The sequence below is a fragment of the Paraburkholderia terricola genome (genome assembly GCF_003330825.1).
Taxonomy (GTDB): Bacteria; Pseudomonadota; Gammaproteobacteria; order Burkholderiales; family Burkholderiaceae; genus Paraburkholderia; species Paraburkholderia terricola.
On sequence record NZ_CP024941.1, the window covers coordinates 526,485 to 539,638 of the forward strand.

12 protein-coding genes are annotated in these 13,154 nt (G+C 63.7%); 4 read left to right on the forward strand and 8 right to left on the reverse strand.

What is annotated here, in order from left to right; all coding sequences use genetic code 11:
* Window positions 1-563: 563 nt before the first annotated feature.
* The 4 genes from CUJ90_RS02335 to CUJ90_RS02350 are packed head-to-tail and all read right to left on the reverse strand — an operon-like array spanning window position 564 to window position 4,359.
* A complete protein-coding gene (locus CUJ90_RS02335) occupies window positions 564-1,262 on the reverse strand; it encodes a PqiC family protein (RefSeq protein WP_114161894.1) in 699 nt (232 codons plus the stop codon).
* Window positions 1,259-2,917, reverse strand: coding sequence for a PqiB family protein (locus CUJ90_RS02340; RefSeq protein WP_073428238.1), 1,659 nt, complete (start codon window positions 2,915-2,917; stop codon window positions 1,259-1,261). Before CUJ90_RS02340 ends, CUJ90_RS02335 begins: the two co-directional genes overlap by 4 nt.
* A complete protein-coding gene (locus tag CUJ90_RS02345) occupies window positions 2,910-3,560 on the reverse strand; it encodes a paraquat-inducible protein A (protein WP_114161895.1) in 651 nt (216 codons plus the stop codon). The genes CUJ90_RS02340 and CUJ90_RS02345 overlap by 8 nt, the downstream gene beginning before the upstream one ends.
* 7 nt (window positions 3,561-3,567) lie before the next feature.
* Window positions 3,568-4,359 carry a paraquat-inducible protein A gene (locus CUJ90_RS02350; RefSeq protein ID WP_244219957.1) on the reverse strand — a complete coding sequence of 264 codons (792 nt, stop codon included), beginning with the start codon at window positions 4,357-4,359 and terminating at the stop codon, window positions 3,568-3,570.
* 418 nt (window positions 4,360-4,777) lie between these two features.
* Here CUJ90_RS02350 and CUJ90_RS02355 point away from each other — a divergent pair, with 418 nt between their 5' ends.
* The 4 genes from CUJ90_RS02355 (at window position 4,778) to CUJ90_RS02370 (ending at window position 8,107) form a co-directional block, all read left to right on the forward strand.
* Window positions 4,778-5,338, forward strand: a complete 561-nt coding sequence (locus CUJ90_RS02355; RefSeq protein WP_083084579.1) for a cytochrome b — start codon at window positions 4,778-4,780, stop codon at window positions 5,336-5,338.
* An 8-nt stretch (window positions 5,339-5,346) separates the two neighbouring features.
* Window positions 5,347-5,910, forward strand: coding sequence for a YceI family protein (locus CUJ90_RS02360; protein WP_073428234.1), 564 nt, complete (start codon window positions 5,347-5,349; stop codon window positions 5,908-5,910).
* A 68-nt stretch (window positions 5,911-5,978) separates the two neighbouring features.
* Complete coding sequence (locus CUJ90_RS02365; protein ID WP_073428303.1) at window positions 5,979-6,548, forward strand: YceI family protein; 570 nt, start codon at window positions 5,979-5,981, stop codon at window positions 6,546-6,548.
* 281 nt (window positions 6,549-6,829) lie between these two features.
* Window positions 6,830-8,107 carry an MFS transporter gene (locus tag CUJ90_RS02370; protein ID WP_114161896.1) on the forward strand — a complete coding sequence of 426 codons (1,278 nt, stop codon included), beginning with the start codon at window positions 6,830-6,832 and terminating at the stop codon, window positions 8,105-8,107.
* Window positions 8,108-8,217: 110 nt separating this feature from the next.
* On the opposite strand, the gene secF is transcribed toward CUJ90_RS02370, so the two are convergent.
* The 4 genes from secF to tgt form a co-directional block, all read right to left on the reverse strand.
* Window positions 8,218-9,168 (reverse strand): protein translocase subunit SecF, encoded by a 951-nt coding sequence (gene secF, locus CUJ90_RS02375; RefSeq protein WP_073428232.1) that lies wholly within the window; start codon window positions 9,166-9,168, stop codon window positions 8,218-8,220.
* An 18-nt stretch (window positions 9,169-9,186) separates the two neighbouring features.
* Window positions 9,187-11,250, reverse strand: coding sequence for a protein translocase subunit SecD (gene secD, locus CUJ90_RS02380; protein WP_073428231.1), 2,064 nt, complete (start codon window positions 11,248-11,250; stop codon window positions 9,187-9,189).
* Between the two features lie 118 nt (window positions 11,251-11,368).
* The gene (gene yajC / locus CUJ90_RS02385) at window positions 11,369-11,698 is read right to left on the reverse strand and encodes a preprotein translocase subunit YajC (RefSeq protein WP_073428230.1); all 330 of its coding nucleotides are present in this window, start codon (window positions 11,696-11,698) and stop codon (window positions 11,369-11,371) included.
* A 206-nt stretch (window positions 11,699-11,904) separates the two neighbouring features.
* Window positions 11,905-13,110 carry a tRNA guanosine(34) transglycosylase Tgt gene (gene tgt / locus CUJ90_RS02390; protein ID WP_114161897.1) on the reverse strand — a complete coding sequence of 402 codons (1,206 nt, stop codon included), beginning with the start codon at window positions 13,108-13,110 and terminating at the stop codon, window positions 11,905-11,907.
* Window positions 13,111-13,154: the final 44 nt, after the last annotated feature.

The following is a 13,154-nucleotide window of genomic DNA, read 5'->3' on the forward strand; positions in this document are numbered from 1 at the left end:
CGGAACACGCCGCCGGAACACGCGCTGCCAGATCGCGCAACGCGACGGCGAGCGCACCGCATCGCCCGCGATTTGACCGCCCTACAGAAGACGAACGCAAAACACACAGCCGCGCCGAGTTTCGCGATGCGCGCCGACGCCACGACCGCAACAAAGTGCCCGGTGTTGTAAAGCACCGCGACGGCCGACCAGAGTGCCGGGTATTGCAAAGTGCCGCGACGGCCGACCAGGGTGTAGGTGTTACGAAGCACCGCGACGGCGCGCGCAGCGCCGCCGGAAGAATGACTGCCTTGTCACGAACGCGGAGTGCGCGAGAACACGGATTCCAGATGCACCACTACGCCCTCCAGGCCAGGGGACCCGCTTCAGAACTGGCGGTGTGAGCCGCTTTCTTTGCCTACTTTCTTTGCGGCGGCAAAGAAAGTAGGTGCCGCCCCGCACAGGGGCAACGCTAATAGACCACTAACAACACAAGGAGAGGCCAACCAGCAACAGCACAACCACCACCCAACCAGCAACAGCACAACCACCACCCAACCCGCCGAGCAGGCAAAAAAAAAGCCTCAACCCCCACCCCCCGAAGGGCACCCCGGCACACCCACACCCCCCCCTTTCCCCCGCGAAACAGAACCAGCCATAGCCTTTACAGCAGCCCCAACCTGCAAGGAAACCTGCTCCAACGCCTGCCGATGCCCCTTCACCAGAGAATCATACCCACCGCCAACCGGCTCACTAACCACACTCCGGCAAGTCATCACCACCGCACTCCGCACAGCCCGCACACTCCACACCGCATCGATCAACGCATGCGACCCAGGCCACGACTCAAACCGCTGCACGTTCATGCTGACTCGATAAACCGGCGTCGCATCCGGATAAGCGGTGCCGTACACATCGATGGTATCGAGCTGCTGGGTCAGAGTGGTCGACAAAGCCCGGCGAATCTCGTCCCCCGGCAGGGACGCCCAACGCTCCTGTTCGAGCACGCTGACTTGCGTCGGCGCCGTCTGCACCACCAACTGATTTCTTGCCACTTGCGGCGGCACGTTGATCGGCGCGACTTCGATCAGCCACGCGGGCGCAGCCGAAGTCCGCGTGCCGACAGAAGCCGCGGTGCCGGCCACGCCGCCATCGCTCAATGTATAGAAGCGGCTCGAAGGCGACGAACAGGCCGTCATCGCCAGTAATCCGACCAGGGCGCCAGCGTAAACGGCGCCGCGCACGGGCCCGCGCGGCAGGCGAGGGAGCCGGGCAAACATCATGGTTTATCTCCTGATTTACCGCGCAACAGCGATTCGGGATGACGCTCGAGGTAATCCGACAGCGCGTTCAACGATTGCAACGTGCGCGTGAGTTCCTGCAACGCCTGATGCACATCCGACTGCAACGGCGAGTCCTGCTGCAACGTCGCCTCGGCCGAGCCGAAGGTCTGCTTCGCGGCTGCCAGCGTGTCGCGGGCCTGCGGCACGACTTCCTTGTCGAGTCGGGTGAAGAGCTGATCGGCGTTCTTCAACGCGCTGTTCAGGTTGGCACCGATCTGGTCGAACGGCACCTTGTCGAGCTTCTTCGCAATGTCGGCGACCTGCAACTGCAATTCGTCGAGCGTGTTCGGAATGGTCGGCAATTCGAGCGGATCGCTTGCGACGTCGACGGTGGCCGGCGGCGCCTTCGGGAAGATGTCCAGCGCCACATACAACTGGCTCGTGATCAGATTGCCGGTACGCAACTGACCGCGCAGGCCATGCTTGACGAGCTGTTGCAGCATGGTTTGCCCCGCGATGCTGCCCGGCACCGGAGCCGTTTCGCGGAAGCGCTTGCCGAGCCGGTCGGGGTACAGGTTCATCGTCACCGGCATGGTGAAGCTGCGTTTCTGCGGATCGTAATCGATGCCGATGTTGGTCACCTGGCCCAGCACGATGCCGCGGAAATCCACCGGCGCGCCGACCGACAAACCGCGCAGCGACTGGTTGAAGTTCATCACCACGCGCAGCGGCACGCCGTCCGGCTCGCGCATCGCGTCGGCTTCATCGGAGCCGAGGCGGAACGTCATGTTGTTCGGCGCCTGCGCGCCCACCCCCTGGCCGGGCGGCGACTCGAACGACAAGCCGCCGACGATCACCGTCGCGAGCGACTGCGTGTTCAGCTTGAAGCCGCTCGAGTCGAGCCGCAGATCGACGCCGCTCGCATGCCACCAGCGCGAATTGGTGCCGACGTACTGGTCGAACGGCGCGGACACGAACACCTGCATGGTGACGCCCGTGCCGTCCTTGTCCAGCGAGAAGCCGACCACCTGGCCGACCTGCACGCGCCGGTAGAAGATCGGCGAACCGATGTCGATCGAGCCGAGCGACTCGCCGTGCAGAATGAATTGATGGCCCTTCTGGTCGCCGGTGATCGGCGGCGGCGTTTCGAGGCCGACGAAGTTTTTCTCGGTCTCCGACGAATGACCCGCGTCCGCGCCGATGTAGGCGCCCGAGAGCAGCGTGGTGAGCCCCGAGACACCGCTCGCGCCGACGCGCGGGCGCACCACCCAGAAGCGCGAATCCTTGACCGCGAAGTCCTCGCCTTCCTTGGTCAACTGCACCTGAACCAGAACGTGCGAAAGATCCTTCGACAGCGTGATGGTCTTGACCGCGCCGACGTCGACGTCCTTGTACTTGACCTTGGTCTTGCCCGGTTCGAGGCCCTCGGCGCTGGTGAAGCTGAGCGTGATCGTGGGGCCTTTCTCGGTCACCGACTTGATCACGAGCGCGATGCCGATCAGCGCGGCGATCAGCGGAATCACCCAGACGAGCGAAGGCAGCCAGCGGCTGCGGGGCTCGATCTCGGGGTCGGGCAGTTGGGGCGGCAGCGTGGGTCCGTTCGAATCGTTGCGCGGCGCCTCGGAGGCGGGCGTCGGTCCTTGCGGGCTAGTCATGGTCTGGATCCTGAGGTTCTTTGGTATTGCCTTCCACGTGATCCCAGATGAGCCGTGGATCGAATTGTATGGAGGCCATCATCGTCAGAATCACGACGGAACCGAAGGCGATTGCCCCCGGCCCGGCGGTGATGACGGCGAGCGATTTGAAGCGCACCAGCGCGACAGTCAGCGTGACGACGAAAATATCGAGCATCGACCAGCGGCCGATCCGCTCGACCATCCGGTAAAGCGTGGTGCGTTGCCCCGGCCGCCAGCGCGAGCGGCGCTGCGCGGTGACGGTGAGCAGCACCAGCACGCTCAGCTTGAGCATGGGCACCATGATGCTGGCGACGAACACGATCACAGCGAGCGGCCAGTCGCCCGAGGTCCAGAAATAGACGACGCCGCTCATGATGGTGTCTTCTTCGGAACCGAGCAGCGACGAGGTGTGCATCACCGGCAGCAGGTTGGCGGGAATATACAGCAGGGCCGCGGCGATCAGCAGCGCCCATGTGCGCATGAGGCTGTCGGGATTGCGCGAGTGAAGGCGCGCGCCGCAGCGCCCGCAGTGCTGCGCGGTGACCGAGCGGATGCGGGGTTCGACTCTTCCGCAGGCATGGCAGGCGACGAGACCCGCGCGCTTCGCGGTGACGTATTTCATCGTGCGCTCACCCGTGACGCGGCTTCGGCGGCGCGCCGCGCGCCGAAGTGGGGGACGCCGGCGTTTGGGCCGCGCTTTGAACCGCGCTTTGCACCGCATTGTGCATGCCGGGCGGCGCGGGTGGCCCGGCAACCGAACTGACGGCCGCCGCCGCGCTGTCGGCGGCGGTACGCGGTCGCGGCCGCCGCGTGCCGGCGCCCAGCTCGTCGGCGAGATCCCACAGAATGCGCGGATCGAACGTCACGACCACCGCGAACATCAGCGTGAGCGCGCCGAACGCGAAGAGCGCCGCCTCGGGAATCACGCGCGCGAGACTCACCATCTTCACGATCGTGATCAGCACGCCGAGCATGAAGACCTCGATCATGCCCCACGGGCGCACGAATTGAATCGCGCGCAGCACCTGGTTGAAGGCGGGCGGCACGTGGCCCGCGCGCAGCGGGATCAGCACGTAGAGCAGCGCGACCAGTTCGGTGAGCGGAAACAGCACGGTCGAGCAGAACACCATGACGGCGACGATCTGCATGTCTTCGTTCCACAGCGCGACGAGCGCGCCGAACAGCGTGGTTTGCGAGGTGATGCCGTTGGCTTCGAGTTCGACGATGGGAAAGCCCTGAGCTATCAGGAAGGTGATCAGCGCGCCGAGCGTCATGGCGCAGATGCTGTCGAGCTTGCGGGAGACCCCGCTGTAGAGCGTTGCGCCGCAGCGCGGACAGCGCGCGACCTTGCGCCCGACAAGCGTTGGCTTGCGGAACAGCGTATCGCATTCGTGGCACGCGATCAGGTTCTCATGGTCCATGCGGCAAAAGGCCTACGGTGTGAGGGGGAGCGTGCAATACCGGTTCTTGTCGCGCGGGTCTGCAAAATTTGCAGCAATAGTACCAAAACGCGCCCGGGCGTCGCGCCGGCCGCACCCCGAATACAGTTGCGACGCGGGTTGCGTCGCCGTTCGACTGGTTTCTAACGGAATCGCCGTGGCTCTGACAACCTCCGTCCCTAATTGTTCAATAGGGATGCACAGCGATTGAAAGCTTCCAGCGGCGCACTCGACACGAGCCGCAGCCAGCTTTTTCCGCTTGGGGTAGCATGGCGGCCTTGGCGTGTGCCGCATGGCATGTTCCGGTGAAATGTTCCCGTTGGATGCACGGTTTGCATCCGCATGGGGAATAGCGGGGCCGGCCGCGCCGTTAACCTTTATTGGCTCGTGCTGATCTGTCATGGCAATCAATCCTTCCTTCGGCGAACAGGAGTCGTACACGCGCACCGCGATCGCCTTTCACTGGCTGATCGCGCTCCTGATCGTGTGCGGCTTCGCGCTCGGCTGGGTGATGACCGACATCCCCGGCTTCACGCCCACCAAGCTGCGCTACTTCTCGTGGCACAAGTGGATCGGCGTGACGGTGTTCGCGCTCGCGGTGCTGCGCATTCTCTGGCGCGCCACGCACGTCGGCCCGCCGATGCCGCGCCGCATGCCGGCCTGGCAGCGCGGCGCCGCGCATCTCACGCATGTGTTGCTGTACGTGCTGATGATCGTGATTCCCCTGTCGGGCTATCTGTACAGTTCGGCGGCCAACGTGCCGGTGGTGTACCTCGGACTGATTCCGCTGCCGCGCCTGATCGCGCCTGATCCGCATCTCAAGGAACTGCTGAAGAACGTGCATATCGCGCTGAATTACACGTTGCTCGTGCTGGTCGCGCTGCACGTCGCGGCCGCGCTCAAGCATCAATGGCTGGACCGCGACGGTCTGCTGTCGCGCATGCTCCCTTTCATCAAATAAGGACGACCATGAAAGTTTCGTTTTACCGCTACATGCTCGCCGCGTTCGCGGCGGCCTCGTTGACCGCGGCCGGCAGCGCGCTCGCCCAGGTCGACGTCGCGAAGAGTTCGGTGACGGCCACCTCGAAGCAGATGAACGTGCCGGTCGAAGGCAAGTTCGGCAAGTTCACCGCGCAGGTCAAGTTCGATCCGGCGAAGCCCGCCGAGGGCAGCGCGCAGATCAACATCGACGTCGCCAGCTACGATCTCGGCGACGAAAGCTATAACGAGCAGGTGCGCGGCAAGGACTGGTTCGACGCCAGGACCTATCCGAGCGCCACCTTCGTTTCGAGCGCGATCGCGCCCGCCGGCGGCAACCAGTTCAAGGTGACCGGCAAGCTGACCATCAAGGGCAAATCGCAAACGGTGGTGGTGCCGGTCACGGTCACGCAGCAGGGCGGCACGGAAACCTTCGACGGTGCGCTGCCGATCAAGCGTTCGCAATTCGACATCGGCACCGGCGAATGGAAAGACACGTCGGTGGTGGCCGACGAGGTGGTGATCAAGTTTCATATCGTTGCAGCACGCAAGTGACGTTCGCTGCGCTGTTCCGGCGCAGCCGCTTTTTTTCAAAGACCAAGGAGCATGAATTGAAAACATCCATGTTGATCGCCGTTGGCGCATTGGCTTCCTCGCTCTCGCTCGGCGCGTTCGCCGCCGCCGACACCTATCAACTCGATCCGACTCACACGTATCCGAGCTTCGAGGCGGATCACTTCGGCGGCCTCTCGGTGTGGCGCGGCAAGTTCGCCAAGAGTTCCGGCACGGTGACGCTCGACCGCACGGCGAAAACCGGCACGGTGGAGGTGACGGTCGATCCGGCGTCGGTTCAGACCGGCAACGGCAAGCTCGACGAGCACTTGCAGGGCTCGGATTTCTTCGACGTGGCCAAATTCCCGTCGGCGACTTACAAAGGCACCGACATCAAGTTCGACGGCGACAAGCCGGTTGAAGTGGTCGGCAGCCTGACGATGCACGGCGTGACCAAACCGCTGAATCTGAAGATCGAATCGTTCAAGTGCATGCCGCATCCGATGCTCAAGCGGGAAGTGTGCGGCGTCGAGGCGAGCGGCCATTTCAGCCGCGCCGATTACGGCATGGATTCCGGCGTGAAGTACGGCTTCAATATGGATACCAAGCTGCATATTCAGGCCGAGGGCATCAAGCAATAAGCGCCTCGACACGCCTTTTTGCCTGATCGCATTGAATGGCGTCCACGTTACGCCGCAACAAAAACCGCTTCCATTCGCTTTGGCGAGGAAGCGGTTTTTTATTGCCTGTCTGAAGCGCCGCAGACCTGAGGTAGCGGCTCGCCGTCATTTGGCGATAGCATCCGTTTAATTTTTAAGATACATAGAGCGCTGAGGCCGTTTGGCTGCGCGCGCATCCAGTCGGCCATATCGGGCGTAAAAGAGCCCGAATCAATAACAGCTCGCGCGAATTGGAGATCTTCATGGACGCAACGACAGCAGTCAGCCGGGCGGGAACCCGGCAGAACTCGTGGCGAGCGGTGGTCGCCGCCTCGATCGGCAACGCGCTCGAATGGTTCGACCTCGTGGTGTACGGTTTTTTCGCGGTGATCATCGCGAAGCTGTTTTTCCCGGCCGGCAATGAGACGGTCTCGCTGCTGCTCACGCTCGGCACCTTCGGCGTGTCGTTCTTCATGCGGCCGCTGGGCGCGGTGGTGATCGGCGCTTACGCGGACCGCGCCGGGCGCAAGGCGGCGCTCACGCTGTCGATCGTGCTGATGATGAGCGGCACGCTGATCATCGCGGTCTTGCCGACCTACTCGAGCATCGGCCTTGCCGCGCCGGTGATCCTCGTGATCGCCCGTTTGATGCAGGGATTCTCGGCGGGCGGCGAATTCGGCAGCGCGACGGCGTTTCTCGCCGAGCACGTGCCGGGCCGGCGTGGTTTCTTCGCGAGCTGGCAGGTGGCGAGCCAGGGGCTGACCACGCTGCTCGCCGCCGGTTTCGGCGCGCTGCTGACCGGCGAACTCTCGCCGCAACACATGGCGTCGTGGGGCTGGCGCGTGCCGTTCGTGTTTGGCCTCCTGATCGGGCCGGTCGCCTGGTACATCCGCACCCGGCTCGACGAGACCCCCGAGTTCCTCGCGGCGGAAACGACCACCACGCCGCTGCGCGACACGTTCACGAGCCAGAAGCTGCGCTTGCTGATCGCAATCGGCGTGGTGGTGCTGGGGACGGTGTCCACCTATCTGGTGCTGTACATGCCGACTTACGGCGTCAAGCAACTGGGACTCGCGCCCTCGGTCGCCTTCGGGGCGATCGCGTTGACCGGCGTGATCCAGATGCTGTTCGCGCCGCTGGTCGGCCATCTGTCGGACCGCTACGGGCGCACCACGATCATGCTGGCGCCGGCGCTGCTGCTGCTCGTCCTGATCTATCCGGCCTTCGTGTACCTGATCGCGCATCCGAGCTTCGGCACGCTGATCGCGCTGCAGATCGTGTTCGGCTTTCTGATGACGGGCTACTTCGCGGCGCTGCCCGGTTTGCTCTCGGAGATGTTCCCGGTGCAGACGCGTACCACCGGCATGTCGCTCGCCTATAACATCGCGGTGACGATTTTCGGCGGCTTTGGGCCGTTCATCATCGCGTGGCTGATCGGCTTCACGGGTTCGAAGGCGGCGCCGAGCTACTATCTGATTTTTGCCGCCGTGGTGAGTCTCGTCGCGTTGATGGCGGCGCGGCGCAAGCTCGGGTTTCGCTGAGGCGCGAAGTTTTTTCGCCGCGCCTCGGCGAGCGCGGCGTAAACGCAAAAGGCCGGTTCGAGAGAACCGGCCTTTTGCATGGAGCTGCGAAGTCTGCGGCTACAACCGACTCAGACTTGCGCGCCCGCGTTCGGATCGTTTGGATCGGTGCCGACCTTCTTGTCCTTCAACAGATCTTCACGCTTCACGCCGAACCACATGGCGAGCGCCGCCGCGACGAACACCGACGAGTAGATACCAAACAGGATACCCACCGTCAACGCGAGCGCGAAGTAGTGCAGCGTGGGGCCGCCGAACAGGAACATCGACAGCACCATCATTTGCGTACAGCCGTGCGTGATGATCGTGCGCGACATCGTGCTGGTGATCGCGTGGTTGATCACCTCGATCACGGTCATCTTGCGTTCGCGGCGGAAGGTTTCGCGAATCCGGTCGAAAATAACCACCGACTCGTTCACCGAATAGCCGAGCACCGCGAGCACCGCGGCCAGCACCGACAGCGAGAACTCCCACTGGAAGAACGCAAAGAAGCCGAGAATGATGATCACGTCGTGCAGGTTCGCGATCACGCCGGCCACCGCGTACTTCCATTCGAAACGGAACGACAGGTAGATCACGATGCCGATCACCACGCAGGCGAGCGCGAGCAAGCCGTCCGTGGCCAGTTCCTTGCCGACCTGCGGGCCGACGAACTCGACGCGCTGCAATTGCACCTGCGGCGTCTCGGTTCGCAGCGCGCCCATCACCTGGTCGCTCTGTTGCGCGGACGTAAAGCCCTGCTTGAGCGGCAAGCGGATCAGCACGTCGCGCGAGGTGCCGAAGTTCTGCACTTGCGCGTCGGCATAGCCGAGTCTCGCGAGCGTGCCGCGCACCGGTTCGAGCGGCGCGGCGCCCGGATACTGCACTTCGATGACGGTGCCGCCGGTGAACTCCACCGACAGATGCAGCCCGCGATGCAGCAGGAAGAACACAGCGGCAAGGAACGTCAACAGCGAGACTGCGTTGAAGATCAACGCACGCTGCATGAACGGAATGTCTTTGCGAAAACGGAAAAATTCCATGGTCTTGTTCTCCGGGACTCAGCGGGATGAACCCGGTTTCTGCGGCGTGTTCGACGCATTCGGCGACGCATTCGACGCATTGCGGCGGCGCACGGTCGGCTTGCCGGCACGCGCTTGCGCGCCAGCGTTGGCCTTCGGCTTCGCGGTGACGGCAGCGACGGCTTGTGCGGTATCCGTTGCTGCGTCTTCGTTACCGAGGTACGCGGCGGCACCGTCGATACCTTCCGCTTGCGGACGCCACACCTGGCCGATCGCCAGCGACTTGAGCTTCTTCTTGCCGCCGTACCAGAGGTTGACGAGGCCGCGCGAGAAGAACACGGCCGAGAACATCGACGTCAGAATGCCGATACAGTGGACCATCGCGAAGCCGCGCACCGGGCCCGAGCCGAACGCGAGCAGCGCGAGACCGGCGATCAGCGTGGTGACGTTCGAGTCGAGAATCGTCGCCCATGCGTGCGCGTAGCCGTTCTGGATCGCCAGTTGCGGCGGCGCGCCGTGGCGCAGTTCCTCGCGCACGCGCTCGTTGATCAGCACGTTCGCGTCGATCGCCATACCGAGCGCGAGCGCGATAGCGGCGATACCCGGCAACGTGAGCGTGGCCTGCAGCATCGACAGCACGGCGACCAGCAGCAGCAGGTTGACCGACAGGCCGATCATCGAAATCACGCCGAACAGCATGTAGTACGCGATCATGAAGACGGCGATTGCCGCGAAGCCCCACACCACCGAGTGGAAGCCCTTGTTGATGTTGTCCGCGCCGAGGCTCGGACCGATCGTGCGTTCTTCGATGATCTCCATTGGGGCCGCCAGCGAACCGGCGCGCAGCAGCAGCGCGAGGTCGGCGGCGCCTTGCGGCGTGGCCTGGCCGGTGATCTGGAAGCGGTCGCCCAGTTCCGACTGGATGGTCGCCACCGTCAGCACTTCGCCCTTGCCCTTTTCGAACAGCACCATCGCCATCGGCTTGCCGATGTTGTCGCGCGACACGCTGCGCACCGCGCGCCCACCCGCCGAATCGAGGCGGATGTTGACCGACGGACGCTGATGTTCGTCGAACCCGGCCGACGCGTCGATAATCCGGTCGCCCGTGAAGATGATCTGCTTTCTCAGCAGCACCGGCGTCTGGTTGCCTTGCGTGAACAGTTCGTCGCCCGGCGGCACCGGGTCGGACGGATTCGGGTGCGTGTTGACCGGGTCGGCCAGACGCGCTTCGAGCGTTGCCGTGCGGCCGATGATGTCCTTCGCCTTCGCCGTGTCCTGCACGCCCGGCAGTTCGACCACGATGCGATCCGCGCCTTGCTGCTGGATCACCGGCTCGGCCACGCCGAGTTCGTTCACGCGGTTGTGCAGCGTGGTGATGTTCTGCTTGAGCGCCGCATCCTCGACGGTTTTCTGCACCGCGGGCGTGAACGTGCCGACGAGTTGCACGCTGCCGTCGGCGCTGGCTTGCGAGGCCCACTGGAGTTCGCTGATGCCGCGGCCCAGTTGCTTGAGCGCCGCGTCCGCCGTGGCCTGGTCGGCGAAATTGATCACCACCGTCTGGTTGACGCGATTCACGCCGCCGTCGCGGATGTTGTTGTCGCGCAGGAGCGTGCGCGCGTCCGAGGCGTCCGAGTCGAGCTTCTTGTTGAGCGCGCCGGCCATGTCGACCTGCAGCAGGAAGTGCACGCCGCCGCGCAGGTCGAGACCGAGGTACATCGGCAGCGCGTGCAAGGCGGTCAGCCAGCGCGGCGACGCGCTTTGCAGGTTCAGCGCGACGATGAACTGCGGGTCGGTGGGGTCGCTGTTCAGCGACTTCTGCAGCAGGTCCTTCACGCGCAATTGCGTGTCGGTGTCCGTCAGGCGCACGCGAATGTTCGCGTTGGCCGACGTGTTGTCGAACGTGACGTCGGCCGGCTTGATCTGACTGGCCGCGAGCGCGGCTTCGACCGCCGACAGCGTGGTCGAGTCGAGCTTGACCGTTGCCTTGCCGCTCGACACCTGCACCGCCGGCGCTTCGCCGAACAGATTGGGCAGCGTGTACACGAGGCCGATGACCAGAGCCACCAGCATCACGGCGTATTTCCAGAGGGGGTAACGATTCATGAGTGGTCCAACGGGAAGGTTGGCTTGGAAGCGATGCGCCCGGCGATGAGCGCGGGCGGTTCGGCGTTGCGTTGCATGAACCGCCGGCGAGGCCGCGCCGGACGCGAGAGAGCAGGCCTTACAGCGACTTGATCGTGCCCTTCGGGAGAATCGTCGTGACCGACGCTTTTTGCACGGTGATTTCCGTGCCTTCCGAGATTTCGATGCCGACGTAAGCTTCGCCCACCTTGGTCACCTTGCCGACGATGCCGCCATTCGTCACTACCTCGTCGCCCTTGGCCATCGCGGCGAGCATGCTGCGATGTTCCTTCTGGCGCTTCATTTGCGGGCGAATCATGATGAAGTACAGCACGCCGAACATCAAGATCAGCGGCAGGAAGCTCATCAGATTCGATTCAATGCCACCAGTTGCTGTGCCTTGAGCGAAGGCATTGGAAATGAACGACACGTTGGTCTCTCCGTTATAAGTCAAAAACGATCAAAAAAATCAGCCGGTTATTCTACCACTGGCCCTATGCGCGTCGGCGCGGCGAATCGGCTTTGCGATCAATCGGTTAAAGCCTGTTTACCTCGCGCGCGAAAGTGGATTGTAAGGTTTTCCGCGTGACGCCGACGGAATCCTCATGCAAATCCTTCGGCGCGCGCACCGTCTGTCTAATCGATGCCGCGCGCGCGGTTCTCCTGGAAACGCCGGCGGAACGGCTCGAACATTTTTGCGTCGATGGCGTCGCGCATTTCCTGCATCAGTTCGAGGTAGTAGTGCAGGTTGTGGATCGTGTTGAGCTGCGCGCCGAGGATTTCCCCCACGCGATGCAGATGGTGCAGATAGCCGCGGGTTAAGTTTCGACAGGTATAGCAGCCGCATTGCTCGTCGAGCGGGCGCAGCGAATTTTTGTGCGCCGCGTTGCGGATCTTGATGTCGCCGAAACGCGTGAACAGCCAGCCGTTGCGCGCGTTGCGGGTCGGCATCACGCAGTCGAACATGTCGACGCCGGCTGCGACGCCCGCCACCAGATCCTCCGGCGTGCCGACGCCCATCAGGTAGTGCGGCTTGTCGGCCGGCAGCTTCGGGCCGATGTGGTTCAGCACGCGCAGCATGTCTTCCTTCGGCTCGCCGACCGACAACCCGCCGATCGCCAGCCCGTGGAAATCCATTTCCGCGAGACCCGCCAGCGATTCGTCGCGCAGATCCTCGAACATGCCGCCCTGGACGATGCCGAACAGCGCATTCGGATTGCCGAGCCGGTTGAATTCGTCGATCGAGCGCTTCGCCCAGCGCATCGACATGCGCATCGAATCGGCGGCTTCCTGGTGCGAGGTCGGCACATTGTTGGTGGCGTACGGCGTGCATTCGTCGAACTGCATGACGATGTCCGAGTTCAGCACCTTCTGGATCTGCATCGATACTTCCGGCGACAGGAACAGCTTGTCGCCGTTGATCGGCGAAGCGAACGTGACGCCGTCCTCGGTGATCTTGCGCAGATCGCCGAGCGAGAACACCTGAAAGCCGCCGGAGTCCGTCAGGATCGGCTTCTTCCAGCCCATGAAGCCATGCAGGCCGCCGTGCGCCTCGATCGTTTCCAGCCCCGGACGCAACCACAGGTGGAAGGTGTTGCCGAGAATGATCTGCGCGTGCATTTCCTCGAGCTCGCGCGGCTGGACGGCTTTCACCGTGCCGTACGTGCCGACCGGCATGAAGATCGGCGTTTCGACCACGCCGTGATTCAGCGTGACGCGCCCGCGGCGCGCCTGGCCGTCGGTGCCGAGCAGTTCGAATGCGAGGCCGTTATCGGGGCGCGAGGCGGTGTTCCCGCCGGTATTGCCGCTACCGCGTGTATCGTGGGTATGACCTTCGGTCATGGAGACTCCTGTGCCACCGGAGAACAGTCCGGCGCGGTATCGAA